The 17,860-nt window shown below is 60.9% G+C and carries 14 protein-coding genes and 2 tRNA genes; 11 read left to right on the top strand and 5 right to left on the bottom strand.

The window, feature by feature from the left end; all coding sequences use genetic code 11:
• Positions 1 to 116: 116 nt before the first annotated feature.
• The 10 genes from DW180_RS03360 to DW180_RS03315 all read left to right on the top strand — a co-directional run bounded on the left by DW180_RS03360 (position 117) and on the right by DW180_RS03315 (position 10,953).
• The gene (locus tag DW180_RS03360) at positions 117 to 2,120 is read left to right on the top strand and encodes a fructose-specific PTS transporter subunit EIIC (protein ID WP_118237428.1); all 2,004 of its coding nucleotides are present in this window, start codon (positions 117 to 119) and stop codon (positions 2,118 to 2,120) included.
• Between the two features lie 525 nt (positions 2,121 to 2,645).
• Positions 2,646 to 2,909: an HPr family phosphocarrier protein gene (locus DW180_RS03355; RefSeq protein WP_022094575.1), complete on the top strand. Its 264-nt coding sequence runs from the start codon at positions 2,646 to 2,648 to the stop codon at positions 2,907 to 2,909.
• Positions 2,910 to 3,042: 133 nt separating this feature from the next.
• The gene (gene ptsP, locus DW180_RS03350) at positions 3,043 to 4,746 is read left to right on the top strand and encodes a phosphoenolpyruvate--protein phosphotransferase (protein ID WP_035138206.1); all 1,704 of its coding nucleotides are present in this window, start codon (positions 3,043 to 3,045) and stop codon (positions 4,744 to 4,746) included.
• Positions 4,747 to 4,820: 74 nt separating this feature from the next.
• Entirely contained in the window at positions 4,821 to 5,753 is a 933-nt protein-coding gene (locus DW180_RS03345) for a 1-phosphofructokinase family hexose kinase (RefSeq protein WP_006233969.1), read from the top strand.
• A 188-nt stretch (positions 5,754 to 5,941) separates the two neighbouring features.
• On the top strand, positions 5,942 to 6,874 hold the full coding sequence (locus tag DW180_RS03340; RefSeq protein ID WP_118237426.1) for a 1-phosphofructokinase family hexose kinase: 933 nt from the start codon (positions 5,942 to 5,944) through the stop codon (positions 6,872 to 6,874).
• A gap of 195 nt (positions 6,875 to 7,069) precedes the next feature.
• The gene (locus DW180_RS03335) at positions 7,070 to 8,464 is read left to right on the top strand and encodes a CCA tRNA nucleotidyltransferase (protein WP_118237424.1); all 1,395 of its coding nucleotides are present in this window, start codon (positions 7,070 to 7,072) and stop codon (positions 8,462 to 8,464) included.
• A gap of 127 nt (positions 8,465 to 8,591) precedes the next feature.
• Positions 8,592 to 8,668: transfer RNA gene (locus DW180_RS03330), tRNA-Glu, on the top strand.
• A gap of 22 nt (positions 8,669 to 8,690) precedes the next feature.
• Positions 8,691 to 8,767: transfer RNA gene (locus DW180_RS03325), tRNA-Glu, on the top strand.
• A gap of 150 nt (positions 8,768 to 8,917) precedes the next feature.
• Positions 8,918 to 10,225, top strand: a complete 1,308-nt coding sequence (locus tag DW180_RS03320) for a lysylphosphatidylglycerol synthase transmembrane domain-containing protein (protein ID WP_117769625.1) — start codon at positions 8,918 to 8,920, stop codon at positions 10,223 to 10,225.
• A 116-nt stretch (positions 10,226 to 10,341) separates the two neighbouring features.
• Entirely contained in the window at positions 10,342 to 10,953 is a 612-nt protein-coding gene (locus tag DW180_RS03315) for a TetR/AcrR family transcriptional regulator (RefSeq protein WP_157757975.1), read from the top strand.
• A gap of 112 nt (positions 10,954 to 11,065) precedes the next feature.
• Here DW180_RS03315 and DW180_RS03310 read toward each other — a convergent pair whose 3' ends face one another.
• The 5 genes from DW180_RS03310 to DW180_RS03290 all read right to left on the bottom strand — a co-directional run bounded on the left by DW180_RS03310 (position 11,066) and on the right by DW180_RS03290 (position 16,610).
• Positions 11,066 to 12,382, bottom strand: coding sequence for an ABC transporter ATP-binding protein (locus DW180_RS03310; protein ID WP_118237422.1), 1,317 nt, complete (start codon positions 12,380 to 12,382; stop codon positions 11,066 to 11,068).
• Entirely contained in the window at positions 12,383 to 13,405 is a 1,023-nt protein-coding gene (locus tag DW180_RS03305; RefSeq protein ID WP_117637717.1) for an iron ABC transporter permease, read from the bottom strand.
• Between the two features lie 22 nt (positions 13,406 to 13,427).
• Entirely contained in the window at positions 13,428 to 14,999 is a 1,572-nt protein-coding gene (locus DW180_RS03300; protein WP_147357371.1) for an ABC transporter substrate-binding protein, read from the bottom strand.
• 4 nt (positions 15,000 to 15,003) lie between these two features.
• The gene (locus tag DW180_RS03295) at positions 15,004 to 15,537 is read right to left on the bottom strand and encodes a hypothetical protein (RefSeq protein ID WP_117716075.1); all 534 of its coding nucleotides are present in this window, start codon (positions 15,535 to 15,537) and stop codon (positions 15,004 to 15,006) included.
• Positions 15,538 to 15,683: 146 nt separating this feature from the next.
• Positions 15,684 to 16,610, bottom strand: a complete 927-nt coding sequence (locus DW180_RS03290) for a sirohydrochlorin cobaltochelatase (protein WP_117583469.1) — start codon at positions 16,608 to 16,610, stop codon at positions 15,684 to 15,686.
• 458 nt (positions 16,611 to 17,068) lie between these two features.
• On the opposite strand from DW180_RS03290, the gene cobM reads away from it, so the two are divergent.
• Positions 17,069 to 17,860, top strand: a complete 792-nt coding sequence (gene cobM / locus DW180_RS03285) for a precorrin-4 C(11)-methyltransferase (RefSeq protein WP_118237418.1) — start codon at positions 17,069 to 17,071, stop codon at positions 17,858 to 17,860.

Here is a 17,860-nt window from a genome sequence, read left to right as displayed (position 1 = left end):
CACCTTAGCTCTTCTCACGCGGACGGTAGGTTGGTATCTTTCAGTTGTGGAAAAACGCGCATCGAAGCGCGTGTAGGGGAGCGCCCGCGGGCGCTGTACTCAAGAAGGAGGGACACATGGCTAAGTTTGACATCATCGCCGCGACCGGTTGCCCGACCGGCATTGCGCACACCTTCATGGCGAAGGAGGCGCTGGAGAAGGCAGCTGCCGAGCGCGGTCTGACCATTAAGGTCGAGACTCATGGCCAGGTCGGTGTCGAGAACGAGCTCACCAAGAGTGAGATCGCTGGTGCCAAGGCCGTCGTCGTCGCAGCCGACAAGGATGTCCAGGCTGAGCGTTTCGCCGGTAAGCCCATGGTTTCCGTTGGTGTTTCCAAGGCCCTGTCCGTTGAGGCCGCCGGTAAGCTGATTGACCGCGCGCTCGCCGCCAAGGGCGACAGCACGGTTGCAGCCGCTGCCGATGTCGAGGATGAGGTCGAGGAGAAGGAGTCCATCGGCCACGTCATCTACAAGCACCTCATGAACGGCGTCAGCCACATGCTGGTCTTCGTTGTTGCTGGTGGTGTTCTGACCGCTGTCTCGTTCCTGTGGGGCATTACGTCCTTCGATTCGACGGCGTCTGACTACAACAGCTTTGCTGCGATGCTCAAGATCATCGGCGGCATCGCCATGAACCTTATGGTTCCGGTGCTTTCCGCCTACATCGCCGAATCCATCGGCAAGCGCCCGGCGCTCGTCCCCGGCTTTGTTGCCGGTATGATCGCCATCCAGGGCCTGCCTGTTAACGCCGAGACCGGCATGATCGATGCCGGTGGCGCCGGCGTGGGCTTCGGCTTCCTGGGCGGCATCGTCGGCGGCTTCCTTGCCGGCTATGTCATCTTGCTGCTCGAGAAGGTCTTTGCCGGTCTGCCCAAGAATCTGGACGGCCTCAAGGCTATCTTCCTGTACCCGCTGTTCTCGACGGCTATCGTCGGCCTGGTCATGCTCGGCATTTCCGGCCCCATGGCTGCCATCAACACCGCCATGATGGACTTCCTCAAGGGCCTGTCCGCCTCTGGCGCCGTTGTCCTGGGTCTTGCCATTGGCTGCATGTGCGCCTTTGACATGGGCGGCCCGGTCAACAAGGCTGCTTACGTCACCGGTACCGCTATGCTCACCGAGGCTCTGGCCGCCGGTGTTGGCACCGATACCTATAACTTCGGCACCAACTTCATGGCTGCCGTCTCCGCCGCCTGCATCGTTCCGCCGCTGATCACCACCTTTGCCGTCGTTGTCGGCAAGAAGTACTTCAGCCAGGAGGATCACGACGCCGGTGTCGTCAACCTCATCCTTGGTTGCACCCACATCACCGAGGGCGCCATTCCGTTCATGACCAAGAACATCTGGCCCGTCATGCCCATCATGATGCTCGGTTCCTCTATCGCTTCGATCCTGACCATTATGTTCAACGTTCACGATCCGGCGCCTCACGGTGGCTTCCTGGTCCTGCCCGTTGTCGAGAACGGTCCGCTTTGGGTCCTCGCGATCCTCATCGGCGCTGTGGTCGGTGGCATCCTTTTCGTGGCCTTCAAGAAGTACGACTTTGAGAAGAACCAGAAGGCCACTCCTGCAGCCAAGCCGGTTGAGGCTCCCAAGGCCGCTGCCGTCGAGGCCCCCAAGGCCGAGGCTGCCGACTTCGTGAAGGTCGAGAATGTCTTTGTCGCCGAGGACTTCGCTTCTCGTGACGAGGCTCTGAGCTTCGTTTCCAACCAGGCCGTCAAGGCCGGTATCGCCAGCGACGCCGACGCCGTGATGAACGCCTTCCTGGCCCGCGAGTCCGAGGGCACCACGGGCATGATGGAGGGCTTCGCCATCCCGCATGCCAAGTCCGACGCCATTACCGAGGCTGCCGTCATCGTCGTCAAGGACGAGTCCGGCGTGACCGGTTGGGACACCATGGACGGCGCTCCCGTCAACGTGGCTATCGCCCTGCTCATCCCCGGTGCCCAGGCCGGCACTACGCACCTCAAGATCCTGTCCAAGGTCGCCGAGGCGCTCATGGACGAGGACTTCCGTGCCACCGTCAAGGGTTCCACCGACGCCGCCGAGATCGCCAAGACGATCAACGCCCGTCTGGTCTAATCCCGCAACACGCGAATACCATCGCCCCCTGTAACAAAGGCGAGGACTCCACTCGGAGCCCCCGCCTTTTTTCATTCCCTTCTGTAAGGTGCGGTGAAATAGGGATTGTTTAAACGTTTCAACCGCAAAATCAGTCCCTATTTCACCGCAACTTCCAGAAGGGCATAGAGGGAACTGCCCATTGAGTCTTTGTCGCGAACAGATCCTCAGCCAGAATTCCGTTCACACGATATTGCTCTGAGCCGACCGAGTTTCCGCAGCTTGCCTGCCGGGCGGGGCGGTTAAGTTTGTCGCGAGTTCCGCACGCAAAGGAAAGCACTTAATGTGCTTTTCGTCTTGCGCAGGACTGTAGAGCAGCAAACTTAACCGCCCCGCCCGGCAGGCAAGCGTACAGGAACGACATCTGTCCAACAATTCGTGCGAAACATAATGAAAAACCGTTTGATGTGAGTTAATATAAACAACGTCGTGAATCTGACTCCTGCCACATGCATGACAGGGGTTAAACACAAAAAGGAGTCAACTATGGTTTCTGAGAAGGCTACCCTCGTTAATCCTCAGGGTCTGCACATGCGTCCGGCTGGTCTGTTCGCCTCCACCATGGGCAAGTACGCCTGTGACGTGACGGTCGTCACCCCCGAGAAGGAGGTCAACGGCAAGTCCCCGATGGCCCTCATGGCTGCTGGTATCCCCTGCGGTACCGAGGTCGAGGTCAAGTGCGACGGCGCCGACGAGGCCGAGGCTCTGGCTGCTGCCATCGAGCTCATCAAGAGCGGTCTTGGCGAGTAGAACTCAAACGGGTCGCATGTTGAACAACTAAGTTCATATTTGGGGGCGCAGTGACCTGTTGTAAGGTAGCTGCGCTCTTTTGTCATGGATATGGCAAAACGCTTTATCACATGACACGGAGAGAGGAATGGGAATGTATCAGGGAGTCAACGCTTCCGAGGGCATCGGTATCGGCACCGTCATGGTCGCCGTCGATCCCGACTTGACGTTTGAGCCGCACGAGGTTGCTGATTCGGCAGCAGAGAAGGAGCGCTATCAGTCCGCTCTTTCGGTCTTCTGCGAGAAGACCCAGGCTCAGGCCGACCATATGAAGGAGACGGTGGGCGAGGCCGAGGCCGAGATCATGAGCGGACACATTGTCCTGGCTCAGGACCCGGGCATGACTGACGCCATCAACGCCGCCATTGACGGCGGTACCTGCGCCGAGCAGGCGCTCATGGACACCTCGACCATGTTTGAGAACATGTTCCTGTCCATGGACGACGAGATGTTCCGTCTGCGCGCGGCCGACATCGCCGACATCCGCACCGGTATTCTGGCCGAGCTGCTGGGCAAGGAGGTCGTCGACCTTTCCGTCCTGCCCGAGAACACCGTCGTTGTCGTGCACGACCTCACACCGTCCATGACCGCCACGATCGATAAGGCCCACGTTGCCGGCATCGTCACCGAGACCGGTGGCCGCACGTCGCACTCCGCGATCATCGCGCGCGCCCTCGAGATCCCGGCTGTCCTTTCGGTTTCCAACAGCTGCACCGCGCTGCGCAACGGTATGACCGTTGTCGTCGACGGTGGCAAGGGTATCGTCGAGGCCGATCCCGACGAGGAGACGCTCGCTGCCTATACCGCCAAGGCCGAGGCCTTCGCTGCCGAGAAGGCGGCCCTCGAGGCCTTCCGTGGCAAGCCGTCCGTGACTGCCGATGGCATCAAGAAGATCATCGCCTGCAACATCGGTAACCCCGATGACGTGCCCAACGCGCTCGATCACGACGCCGAGGCCATCGGTCTGTTCCGCTCCGAGTTCCTGTTCATGGACTCTGCTGAGCTTCCTTCCGAGGAGGAGCAGTTCAACGCCTACCGTAAGGTCGCCAGCGCGCTCAAGGGTGCTCCGGTCATCATCCGCACGCTCGATGTGGGTGGCGACAAGGAGATTCCGTATCTGCATATGGTCAAGGAAGACAACCCCTTCATGGGCTTCCGCGCCGTGCGTTACTGCCTGGCCAATCCCGACCAGTACAAGGTCCAGCTCCGCGCTCTGCTGCGCGCTAGCGCCTTCGGTGACGTCAAGATCATGATCCCGCTCGTCACCTGCGTCGAGGAGGTCTTGGCTGTCAAGGAGCTCGTCGAGCAGTGCAAGGCCGAGCTGACCGAAGAGGGTCGCAAGTTCAACGAGAACATCGAGGTCGGCATCATGGTCGAGACGCCCGCCGCTTCGCTGCTCGCAGACCGTCTTGCCGAGGTCGCCGACTTCTTCTCCATCGGCACCAACGACCTGATCGGCTACACCATGTGCGCCGACCGTGGTAACGACACCATCTCCAACCTGTACCAGGTTTACTATCCCGCCGTGCTCCGCTCGCTCAAGAACATCATCGAGAGCGGCGTGAAGGCCGGCATCATGGTCGGTATGTGCGGCGAGGCCGCTGCCGATCCGCTGCTCGAGCCGCTGCTGATCAGCTGGGGCCTGGAGGAGTTCTCGATGAGCGCTCCGTCGATCCTGCGCGCCCGCAAGACCATCAGCCAGTGGACCAAGGCCGAGTGCGACGAGCTCGCCGAGAAGGCACTCGCCTGCAACACCGCCGCCGAGGTCAAGGCACTGCTCGAGTCCGCAGCTCGCTAATTTGGTATCAGAGGTAACCGCGTGGTTGGAATGGGTCGGCCACGCGGCCCTCACATATACAGGGGGTACTGTAAATGTTCTACACGCTAACCGCTAACCCGGCTGTCGACATGACGGTTTCGAGCTCTCCGCTCGAGCCCGACGAGAACGTCCGCACCGGCTCGGCCAGCTACACGGCTAACGGCAAGGGCCTCGACGTGTCCTTCGCCTTTAAGAAGATGGGCGTCGACACCGTCGCGCTCGGCTTCTTCGCTGGCTTCACGGGCAAGTTCATCGTCGAGGAGGTCATGAACCTGGGTTGCCTCTGCCGCCCGGTCTGGACCGACGGTATCACGCGCATTAACACCTACGTCAACGATGGCCAGCACGAGTACGGCATCCTGAACCCGGGTGCTCCTATTACGCCGCAGCACCAGGAGGAGCTCTACAACATCCTGGACACCGCGGGCGATCTCGAGTGCCTGATCGTTTCCGGCTCCGTGCCTCCCAAAGCTACGCCCGACTTCCTGGCTCAGGTTATGGAGCACGCTCAGGCTCGTGGCGCCGACGTCGTCCTGGACCTGTCCTCCGACAAGCTCAAGGAGCTCGCTCACAAGAAGCCGCTGCTCATCAAGCCGAACCATCACGAGATGAAGGCCATCTTCGGCGTGCCGGTCGACACCGACGACGAGGTCCGCGTTGCCATGAAGATGGCTCACGACGCTGGCGTTCAGAACGTGCTGCTCACCCGTGGTAGCCGCGGCGACGCTTACTTCTCCAACGGCGAGGATATTTGGTACGCCAAGCGTGAGTTCAACATCAAGCTGGTTTCTTCTGTCTGCGCCGGCGACTGCACCCTCGCTGCGTTCCTGCACAAGTGGTACAGGGATCGCGACAACGTCGAGGAGGCCATGAAGCTCGCTATGGCCACCGGCGCCAACGTTGCCGAGTCCGTCGGCATCGGCGACTTCGGTCACGTCGACGAGTACAGCAAGCGCGTTGCTGTCCGCAAGCTCGATCGTCAGTAATCGAAACGCGACATATTCGTGCGCATGCGGCGCCCCGGTTTCGGCTGGGGCGCCTTTTTGTTCCGTTATTGGAGAGAGATGCTCTGCCGTACTTCATCGCTTCCACACCGTTCACCGAGTTGTCCTAGCCTTTTACCGTTGGGTGGAATATACTTTCATTAACACGTTACTTCGTGAAAGGAACATTCATGATTTACACGCTCACTGCAAATCCCGCCATTGACTACAACATCGCCTGCGACGGCCTTGCTGCCAACACCGTCACGCGTACCCGTAACGCCGTCTACACGCCCAACGGCAAGGGTCTCAACGTCTCGTTCACCCTCGATCACTACGGTGTCGACACCACGATCCTGGGCTTTTTCGCCGGCTTCTCGGGCGAGTTTATCGTTAAGGGCGCCGAGGCCCTGGGCGTGCCCGTCAAGCCCGTTTGGACCGACGGCATCACGCGCGTCAACGTGTTCCTCAATGCCGGACCCGACACCGAGTACAACATGGTCAACGCCGGTGCCGCCATCAACGAGGCCAACGAGCAGGAGATGTTTGAGCTCATCGATTCGCTCGATGACATGACCTGCCTGGTCATCAGCGGCTCGCTGCCTCCCAACACTTCCGAGGGCTTCTTGGCCGATGTCCTGCGCCGCGTCAAGGCCAAGGGGGCCGAGTTCGTCCTCGACATCTCGAGCCATCAGCTGGCAGACCTCATTGCCATGGAGCCGCTGCTGATCAAGCCCAATGACGACGAGCTGCTCGACATCTTTGGCATTAAGGTGAGCGGTGGCGACGATGAGTCCGTCAAGTGCGCTATGGCCGAGCTGCACGCTAAGGGCGCCAAGAACGTGCTGCTGACCCTCGGTGGCGCCGGTGCGTACTTCTCCAACGGCGAGCACATCTGGTTTGCCAATCGCACCTTCGACGTCAAGCTGCTGTCGACGGTGTGCGCCGGCGATTCCTCGCTCGCTGCCTTCCTGTCCGTATGGCACGACGCTCCCGAGCGCGTCGAGGATGCCCTCCGTCTGTCGATGGCCACCGGCGCCAACGTGGTCGAGTGCCCGGGCCTGGGCGACTTTGCCAAGGTGGACGAATATAAGAAGCACATCGAGGTTCGTCAGGTCTGCTAGCCGCATCGAAAAATCGCTGCCGAACACCCGCTTTGGATCTCCGAGGCGGGTGTTTTTTGCTCGCTGAACGCATATGGCGTCTGCTGTCTCGTTTTATGGAATTGACGACGCGATTGCGTGTGCGCGCTTTCTCGTTTCTTGTTAGACTTCTTGAGAACCATCGATTAACGCTCACAAGTGCAGGAGGCCATAGGCATGTGCAATGTTTCGCTCAACGGTAATCAACCGTCCGATGCGTCCCTGTGCGTCCTGCGCGCGCTTGAGGCGGCTGGTCTTGAGGCTTGGTACGTGGGCGGTTGGGTGCGCGACGCCCTGATGGGGTGCCCCAGCCACGATGTTGATATGTGCTGTAGCGGCCTGTGGCAGGAGTCCAAGGCGGCGCTCGAGGCCGCCGGCATCGCGGTTGTGGAGTCGGGCATTAAATTTGGCGGAATCACGGCTATTTCCGATGGCGAGCGTATCGAGGTCACCACGTACCGTTTGGATGGCTTTTACACCGATGGTCGCCATCCCCAGAGTGTGGAGCGTGCCGCCTCGCTCGAGGACGATCTGGCGCGCCGCGACTTTACCGTCAACGCCATGGCCTGGCATCCCGAGCGCGGGCTTGTCGACCGCTACGACGGCCAGGGTGACTTGGAGCGCAAGCTGATTCGCGCTGTCGGCGATCCCAAGCGTCGCTTTAACGAGGATGCCCTGCGCATGCTGCGTGCGGTGCGCTTTGCCTGCCGCCTGGACTTTATGATTGAGCCCGAGACCAAGCGTGCGCTTGCCGAGTGCGCGCCGCTGCTCGATGCCGTGGCGCGCGAGCGTGTGGGCATTGAGCTTGAGGGCATCCTTTCGACCGGCCACGGGGGAGATGCCATGCTGCGCTACCCCGAGCTCATCTGCGCCGCCGTGCCCGAGTTGGCAGCGGGTCGCGGGTTTGATCAACGAAGTGTCTATCATGCGTTTAACGTCTACGAGCATATCGCTCGTGTTCTGACGGTGGCAGGGGAGCTGGCGCTGTGCGACGGCGTCGCGCCCTCGTCGAGTCTTATGTGGGCGGCGTTTTTGCACGATGTGTCCAAACCCGAGTGCTTCACGGTCGATCACGCCGGCAGCGGACACTTCTACGGTCATCCCGAGCTCGGTGCCAAGAAGGCGCGCGTCATTATGGATCGCCTGGCGCTCTCGCACGACTTGGTGCGCGACGTGTGCCTGCTCATCAAATACCATGACATGCCGCTGCGCCCCGAGCGCTCCTGTCTGCTCAATATGATGCGCGCGCTTTCGGGTGAGGGCGTCGACACGGCCCGCCTGATTGACGAGCTCATGGACCTTAAGCGTGCCGACACACTTGGCAAGGCCCCGTCGTGCTTCTATTACGTTGAGACGATTGAGGAGATGCGCGCGATGGCGCACGAGCTGCTGAGGGCGGGGGAGCCCTATACGCTCAAGATGCTCGCCATCAACGGCGGCGACCTGATCCGTGCTGGAGTCAAGCCCGGGCCGGAACTGGGGCAGCTTCTCAACTCCGCCCTCGACGCCGTGATCGAAGACAACATTCCCAACGAGCGCGAAGCTCTTTTGGTCCATCTCAACTTGAATTAGCTACCTAGTTTACCTGCGTGTTCCATAACCTGCCGACAATTTTTCGGCAATTTGGAATTTCTTCTTGCGCTGACGTTTTTTGTCCCGTAATATATCTCCTCGCAGCACGGCAGTGCAGATGTCATGTGGCCCGTTCGTCTAGCGGTTTAGGACGCCGCCCTCTCAAGGCGGAGATCACCAGTTCGAATCTGGTACGGGCTACCACTTCTTTTCTGCTGAGGCTTATGGCCCGTTCGTCTAGCGGTTTAGGACGCCGCCCTCTCAAGGCGGAGATCACCAGTTCGAATCTGGTACGGGCTACCACGCATCTGATACCCGGACTTCCTATGGAAGGCCGGGTTTTTTATTTTCAAACAACCGTCTGCAATTCCCGTTTGAACCAGAGCTTTGCGTTCTGTCTATGGTCCTTGCGGGTACAATATCCAAGATATTTTGACTGTTAGAAGGAGTCTCATGACGGAGTCCTCTCAGCATACGTCTAAGCCCCAGGTCGAGGTTGAGGCCTCGGGCGGAGATGACAATAAGAGCGCACGCCGCGGCGCCATCTTTATCGGCGTCGTGCTGGTGGGTTATATCGTCTATCTGGTGGTAACCGGGCAGATGGGGCAGTTCTGGGCCGCTATGTCGAGCGTCCAGGCGTCATGGCTCGTTGTCGCGTGTCTCTGCATGTTCATGTATCTGTTCTTTGGCATTGTGGCCTATGCGATCGCTGTCTGGCTCGACCCCAATTCACCCGTCGGCATTCGCGACCTCATTTCGGTCGAGGCGAGCGGCATCTTCTTTGGCAACCTCACACCTATGATGATGGGCTCGACTCCTGCTCAGATCTACCGCCTGACCAAGGCGGGCCAAAATGTCGGCGAGGCCGGAGCCACGCAATTCACGCGCTTTATCGTGTATCAGTTTGGCCTCGTTGCCTGGGGCGCTATCCTACTGCTTGCTCGCATGCCGTTTTTTGCCGAGCGCTATGGCGACATGACGCTGCTGTGCGTCTTTAGCTTTGGTGGGCACTGCTGCATCTTGCTTGGCATCTTCGCCGTCGCGCTCATGCCTAAGACCGTCACGCGCGTCGCCCACTGCATCATCAATTGGCTTGAGCGCATTGGTGTCTCGGCCACTAAGATCGAGGGATGGCGCACGTTTGTCGATGGCGAGATCTACTCCTTCTCCGAGAAGTTCAAGCTTTCAGCCGGACATTTTTCTTCCATGCTGCTCACCGTGTTTATCACCATGCTGCAGCTCGCGTTTTTCTATCTGGTGCCGTATTTCCTGATGCTTGCCTTTGGCCACCACGAGGTCGACTTTTTCTCGGTCATGGCCGCGAGCGCCTTTGTCCAGCTGCTGAGCTCTGCGGTTCCCTTGCCCGGTGGAACTGGTGGTGCTGAGGGCGGCTTTGCATTGTTCTTGGGTCATTTCTTTGGGTCGGCTTCGACCGCCGGCTATCTGCTGTGGCGCCTCATTACGTTTATTGCGCCGACCATTTTGGCTGCGCCCCTGCTGGGACTTAAGAGCGCCCACAACGAGAGCATCCATGCGCGCTGGGATCGTGTGATGCGCAAGCTCGGCCGCACGTCTCAGACGCCCTCTGCGCCCACTAAGCCGCACCCCACGAATGCTGTTACCGTTGATCCCAAGAAGCGCGCTCAGAAGGCTTCTGGGACCGCTAAGCCGGCTCATAAAGCCTATGTGCGCCAGACAGGCGATGGTATTCGCGTATCTCCGTCGGCACTTAATAAGAAGAAGCATCCCAAGTCGCAGTAGGGCAGTCGTGCGTTCTTCATGATGCGGGGCATATTTGTGCTGTATGGGGGATAATCCTCTTACGTAGATTATCTCTCATCTGTTGATGAATGCTCGCATATCGAAGGGACACGCCCATGGCAACCAGCAAACCGCGTCTTGACCGCCGCATCGTTCGCAGCCGTAATGCCATCCTTTCGGCTTTCGAGCGCCTGCTCATGGAAAAGCCGCTGGCAGACATTACGGTGAGTGCCATCGCGCGCGAGGCCAATGTCGACCGCAAGACCTTTTACGTACACTTTGGTACGGTTGACGGCCTGCTCGATGCCATTGCCGTCGATGTGGTGGAGATGATTGTCGACTCGGTCGAGAAAACGCTTGCTTCTATGGACGGTGACACCAACGAGCGCGCTCTTGGCGCGGCGGCGACCTTCTTTAAAACCGTTAATGAGGCACTGTGCAACAACTTAGTGCTCAATCGTCAGCTGATCGAGAATATTCCGCTCGATGATTTCATGGCTCGTCTTCGTGCGCCGCTCGAACATGAGATTGCCGAGCGCGATCTGCTGCCCCAAGGTCTCAAGGACGAGATGTTCGACTATTATCTGGCGTTTTTGCTGTCGGGTATTATCGGTATCTATCGCACGTGGGCACTGTCTGACGGCTCGGTTCCTATCGAGCGTGTCTCTGAGGTCGCCAACGACCTAACTCTCAATGGTCTGTCGAGTCTGGAATCTCGCTTGGATTAGGCCTAGTTGGGCTCGTCGGCGTGGAAATGCCTGTTCACGAGGTTCTCTGGCGCCTTGTAGACCTCGTCGGCGTAGGAGCTGTAGCCTGAGGATCTTTAAAAGAAAGTCCAGTTTATCCTTCCCACTCCAATTTGGAATCTTCCGATGCGCCTTCGCGCGCTCGCATGACCTCGATACCATGTGAGCGTGCGAAGTCGACGAGCTCTGCGTTGCGGGCGTTTAGGGTGCCGAAGGCGGCGGGGCACACGATAAGGCGCGCGCAGTGGACGAGGAGCTCTTTGGCGCGGGCTATGGTTTTATCCCCAATCGGCTCGAAGGCACGCTCGGCCACGCATTCCGTCGCCAGGTCGCGCGCGAGCTCGCAGTCGATGTCCCCTTCGTGCAGAATGCCCGCGTAGAATGCCTTGCCCTGCCGGATGAGCTGGCGAAACACAGCTGACCCCGTACCTGCGCCGGCGATGACGAACGTGTGCGCATCGCCGTGTGGGCGCCCAATTTCCACGCTGCCGAAGCGCTCGTTGAAGGTGCCATGTTGAAGGCCGTAGAGCTCGCCAATCGTCTCGCGCGTGAATATGTCCTCGGGTGCGCCGGCGCGGAAGACCCGGCCGTCCTTCACGCAAATCACCTTGTCGGCGCTTTTCTGCGCGAGCTCGAGTTCGTGGATGGACATGATGACAGCCACATTCCGCGATTTCGCAAGGTGGCGAAGTATTCGCAGCAGGTCGATCTGGTAGCGGATATCGAGATACGACGTGGGCTCGTCGAGCACGAGCACACGCGGATCCTGCGCGATGGCGCGTGCGAGCATGACGCGCTGGCGTTGCCCGTCGCTTATCTGCATGAAGTCGCGCTCGGCGAGCTCTTCCACACGTGCGGTTTTCATGGCCTCGTCGACCCGACTATGGTCGTCGGGCGAGAGTGTGCCCATTCGCCCGGTGTAGGGGTGCCTTCCCGCCTCTACGACATCGCGGCAGGTGAGGAGCTCGGTCCGGGGGCGATCTGTCAGCATAACGGCAAGGTTCTTTGCAAACTCCGCCGTCTTCCATCGGGAAATCTCCCGCCCGTCGAGCTCGACCGCGCCGGCAAGCGGTGCCAGATGGCGTGTGATGGTTTTTAAGATGGTCGACTTGCCCGAGCCGTTCGGCCCGATGAGCGCCACGACGTCGCCCGCGCGAACCTCCAGATCGACGCCTCCGACTACGACCTTCTTGTCGTAGCCCGCCGACAGGTCGCTTATGTGGAAAAGCGGCGCTCCGTCAGCCTGCGTTTCGACCGTAGTTTCGAGGTTCGGCTCCGCTCGGAAGAGGCGTTCCGCGCGCAGTTCCGCACGAGCCGAAAGTGCCTTCTGGCGCTTTCGTGCGAGCTCAGGACTGTCTAAGCATGGAATGTCCCCTCCGAGCGTTTTGGGCCGCGGCACGAATTCCCGCATCTACCTCACCCGCTTCTTCAACATGAGCGCGATAACCACCGGAGCGCCGAAGATGGCGGTGACGGCGCTGATGGAAAGCTCGACGGGAGAGAACAGCGTGCGCGCGATCAAATCGCAGCCCGCGCAGAAGATGGCGCCTCCCAAGAAGCACGCAGGAATCACGCGGATGGGCTTCGACGACTTTAGCGCCGACTTCACGAGATGCGGAACCGCGATGCCTACGAACGACACCGGACCAGCGAACGCGGTCACGCAGGCGGAGAGCATGCTCGCTAGAAGGACGAGCACCACGCGGAAGCGTTCGACGTTCACGCCGACGCTTTTCGCGTAGGCTTCTCCCAGCTGGAAGGCGGAAAGGGGCTTCGATATCGCGAATACGCATGCGCTCACGGTGATCACCACGACCGCGATGACCGCGATGTCGTCCCAGCTCGAACCCGAGAAGCTACCCAAAGACCAGTTGTGCAGGTTCACGATGGACTGGTCGTCGGCGAAGGCGATGAGGAAGTTCGTCGCCGCCGAGCAGATGTATCCCACCATGACGCCCGCCACGATGAGCATGGCCATGGAACTTATGCGCCGTGCGATGAGGAGCACGAAGCCGATGGTGATAAGCGAGCCCAGAAACGCTGCGGCCACCATGGCCGGCGAGGACATGGCCTGGTTCGCGCCTAGAAGTACGATCATCGTAAGCGCGACGACGAACTTTGCGCCCGAGGAGACGCCCAAGATGAACGGGTCGGCGATGGGGTTGTTGAAAAACGTCTGCAGCAGGAACCCGGAAAGCGAAAGTGCCCCGCCGAGAAGCACGGCTGAAAGCACGCGCGGCAGGCGAATCTCCCAGATGACCTGGCTTTCCATGGAATTGGCCGCGCCGCCCGAAAGGATGCCGGGGATGTGGTCTGCGGGCACGAGCACGCTCCCGATGCACAGGTTGGCCCCGACGAGCACGATGAGGGCAACAGCGAGCAGCGCCGTCACGACGCGACACCGCGCGGCGCGCCCCGATTCGTCGTATGCCATGGAAAGCCGGCTTCTCATGGCGCTAACCGAGCTTCCTCAGATAATGGAAGTCGCTCGCGTCATCGCCGGTGAACGCCCCGTGCAGCTCGTCGATAATGTCGGCGGTAGAAGTCATCTGCTGGTACATGTCGGCGCTTGTGACCCAGACGTTGCCGTTCTTCACGGCTTTGAACTGCGACAATAGCGCGTTTTTGCCTACGAAGTCGTTCAAGGTGGCAACCGATTCGTCGATGGTGCCGTTGTAGACGATGATGTCGGCATCCTTCGCTGTCGCGTAGAAGCGCTCCATTTCGAGCGTTACTGACGAACCTGACGTCGACGCCGTCTGCGCGTCATCGAGCGCGTAGCTGCCGCCTGCAAGCTCGATCATCTGCGCCACGTAGTCGCCCGCCCGCCGCGTGACGGCGGCCCCGTTCGAGTTAATGTAGAAATACGCCACGGTTTTACCTGACGACGCGAGCCCCGACGTTTGCTCGACGCGGGCCTTCTGCTCGTTGAACAGGTGCGTGGCCTCGTCTTCCTTGTCGAACAGGACGCCGAAAAGCTTAATCCACTCGACGCGCCCGAGTGCTTTGGGCTCGCTCGACGACTGTTCGGTGAGCACGACGAGCCCGAGCTTCTGCAGCTTTTCCTTCACATCGGGCGTGTGGTTGATCATGGTGTTCTCGATGGCGAGCGTGCAGCCCGAGGCCGATATTCGCTCGTAGTCGGGCGCGCTGTACTTGCCGCCGTAGGCGATCGCCCCACTTCCGAGCGCGCTTTTGAAGCCCGCGACCGAGCAATCGTCGGCTTTCGTGCCCGACATTAAGATATTGTCGTTCGCATCGAGCGCGTCGACCAGGCACATCGTCGCCGACGACACGAGGTACACCTTGTCGGCGGGGCGCCTTATGACCGCGATGTCGGAGCTTAACCCATCAGGTACCTTCGCATCTTGCGGCACCACGAGGAAGCGCTCCCCGTTCGAAACGCAGATAAGCCGCAGGCCGCCTTCGAACTCGTCGACAGTGAAGTGCTCGGCGTATTCAAGCTGAAGCGCTCCCGTCGGCTCCCAGCCGCAGCCCAAATCGGCGTTGTGGAAGTCGGCCGCGGCGCTTGAAGCCGTTCCCGCAGGGGAGCCGCCGCTTGCATCGTCGCCCGATTTCTCCTTCATGGTGGATGAGTCGAAGTGGAGCGTGTAGTCGATGGTGTGCGACGTCGACATGGCGACGGTCTCGGCCGACACGGCGATGTCCTCGTCGAGCGTGACGGGTATCTCGAACGTGGAGTTGCCGCCGTCGTTTACGGGCGCGTAGTCCACGCCGTCGACGGTCATCTTGTCGTAGTTCGAACTCGACCAGGTGATGGTCGCGGTGTAGGTGTCGCCATCCTTCACAATTGTGGTGGGTGAGGCGATGCTTGCGCGCCCTGACCCGCCGGAAAGCGAGACGCTCACCGTGTATTCCTGAGAGCCCGCCGTGCCACCGGTCGCGTTCGGGCTCGCACTGCACCCCGCGAAGGGAAGCGCGAGCAGGGCGACGAGAACGCAGGCGATCGCGCGCGCCGCGATGCTGTGGAGCTTCCTGTTTTCCCCCTTGGGAAGAATCGACCGCATGGCGTTACTTCAGTGCGTCGGCGCGCAGATCGACGCCGGCGGATTCGAACACAAGTGTGCGGTCGTACCACTGCTCTTTTCTAATACTCCACGCGGCACAGGCGGTGTCCTCGTCGAGCGCATCAACGGGCACGTCGTAGGTGTACTTGCCTTCCGCGTTTTCCACATAGGGGATGAAGTCGGCCTCGCTCGCGGCGGCAGCCTCGTCGCCCGTGCCCATGAAGAGCTTGCCGTAGCCCGTGCCGGAAAGCGTCATCACGCAGTGCATGGAGCCGTTTTCCACGATGAGCTGGGCGTCCACGATCCTGAACATGTTCGAGCTGGAATCTACGGTGATTGGATAGGTGCCGTCGGCCACCTTGTCGGCGGTGATGGGGGCAGCGCTTGCGCCCGCGGGCGCATCGGCCGCCTGTTCGGTCTTTTCCTGGGAATCGGCATCGCTTGCCTTTGCGCTGTCGATTGAATTTCCGGCGCAGCCGGCGAGCGAGAACGCGCAAAGCGCCGCCGACAGGGCGAAGACGAGGGTTTTCTTCAACATGGAGGGGGTTCCTTTCAATCGCTTCGACCGCCCGCGCCGTGCGGTGGGCGGTCGGGATGCGAATGCAACGGGCATGCGTCGTCAGTCGGGGAAAGGCGCATGCCCGTTGCACGGGGACGCGACCGGCGCCCCCGTGCGCGGCGAGTTTACAGCTTGGCGATGGCGTCGTCCACGTGCGAGACGTAGATGTCGTCGACCGCGACGTTCTGTCCCAGACCCTGGAGCAGGCACGTCACTTCGAAGCCGGCGGCCACGAACTTCGCAGCCCAGCTGTCGGGGTCGGTCTCGTCTGCCATGTCGTTGTTCGCGTGGTCGCCCGCGACCACCATGAACGGCGCGAGCACGGCCTTCTTGTAGCCTGCGGCGCTCGCGGCGGCGATAACATCCTCGCAGGTCGGTTCAGCCTCGACGGTGCCGACGAAGAACTGCGTCAAACCCTCGTTCTTGAACACTTCCTGCATCTTGGCATAGTCGGCGTTGGAATCGGCTTCGGTGCCGTGGCCCATGAGGCACAGCGCCGTCTCGCCGTCGTCGAAGGACGCCATGTTCTCCTTAATGGCTGCGGCCACCTTTTTGTAGTCGTCGTCGGAGGTGAGCAGCGGGTCGCCGAGCGAGATCTTGTCGAACTTGTCGGCGTACTTGTCGAGCTCGTCTTTCACGTCGGCGTATTCCAGGCCAGCCATGAGATGCGTCGGCTGCACGACGATTTCCTTCACGCCGTCTTCCACGCAGCGGTCAAGCGCCTCGGTCATGTTGTCGATCGTGATGCCGTCGCGCTTCTTCAGCTTGTCGATGATGATCTGCGCGGTGAAGGCGCGGCGGATGTCGTAGTCCTGCCAGTACTTCTCGCGGATAGCGTCTTCGATGGCGCCGATGGTGATGTGGCGCGAGTCGTTGTAGCTCGTGCCGAAGCTCGTGACGAGGATGACCGGCTTCGCGGCCTTCTCCTTTTCACTAGATTTCTCGGAACTCGCGGAGGTGTTGGAGCAGCCCGCGAGCGCGACTCCGGCGAGCGCGACGGCTCCGGTTGCTGCGGCGCCCATGAAGCCGCGGCGTGACATCTGGTCGGACATGGTTTTTCCTTTCCTCGGTTTGCCGGTCCCCCGGCGACAGTTGCTTGTCGGCACAAGCGAAAGAAAAGCGCACCCCTCGGGGTTCACAAGGAGCTAACGCCACGGCGATGCCGTGAGGAAAAGGCGAAGCAGTCTGGCTTGGGGCGCGAGGCGGTTCGCCCGCGCGTCCTATACAGTAATGTCCCTTGCCCAGGATTCCCACCTGGTTCCCTCCGCAAGCCAGCGCGGGCTGTGCAGGCGCCGCGCCGGTCATTTCCTTTTATCCGATTGTCATATGCTCGTTGCCGAAACTTTTACTATGATAGTGGGCACTTGTGAACGTGTCAAAGCCAGCGCGGGCGGCATTGCGCCTCCTGCCTGCGTATTTGCGCCGATTGCTGCCGCAGGCGCCGTGTTTTGCCCGCTGCGCGAATGGCGGCGTAAACGGTTGCGATGAGAAACGGGAAGGGAAGGCTCGGATGATTCATATCGTTGGCGCAGGCTCTGGCGCCGCCGACCTTATCACGCTGCGCGGGGCGCGCCTTCTGCACGCGGCCGACGTGGTCGTTTGGGCGGGGAGCCTTGTGAACCCCGAGCTGCTCGCTGAGTGCAAGGAATCCTGCATCGTCTACGACAGCGCGCACATGACCTTGGAGGAAGTGCTCGACGTGATGTGCGCGGCAGATGCGCGGGGCGAGGAAGTGGTGCGCCTGCACACGGGCGACCCGTGCCTGTACGGCGCCATCCAGGAGCAGATGGACGCGCTCGACGCGCGCGGCGTGGACTACGAGGTGGTGCCCGGCGTGTCGAGCTTTTGCGGTGCCGCGGCGGCGCTTCGCCAGGAATACACGCTGCCGGGAATCAGCCAGTCGGTCGTGATCACGCGGCTTTCCGGGCGCACCCCCATGCCTGCGGGCGAGGGCATGCGCACCATGGCGGAAAGCGGCTCGACTATGGTCATCTTCTTGAGCTCGGGTATGCTCGCCGAGCTTTCCGCCGAGCTTTTGGCCGCGGGCCGCAGCTCCGACGAGCCGGCGGCGCTCGTGTATAAGGCGACCTGGCCTGAGGAGCGCGTGGTGCGATGCACAGTGGGCACGCTCGCCGATGCGGGCGCGCGAGAGGGCATCGACCGCACGGCGCTCGTGGTGGTGGGCAGCGTGCTCGGAGCTCGCGGCGGGCTTGCGCACGACGGCGCGCAAGCGGAGTCGTACGAGCGCAGCAAGCTTTACGACCCTTCGTTTGCCACGGGGTATCGGAAGGCGAGCAGCTAG

The organism is Collinsella sp. AM16-21, assembly GCF_003471905.1.
Classification (GTDB): Bacteria; Actinomycetota; Coriobacteriia; order Coriobacteriales; family Coriobacteriaceae; genus Collinsella.
This window is presented reverse-complemented; position numbering and strand designations above follow the sequence as displayed.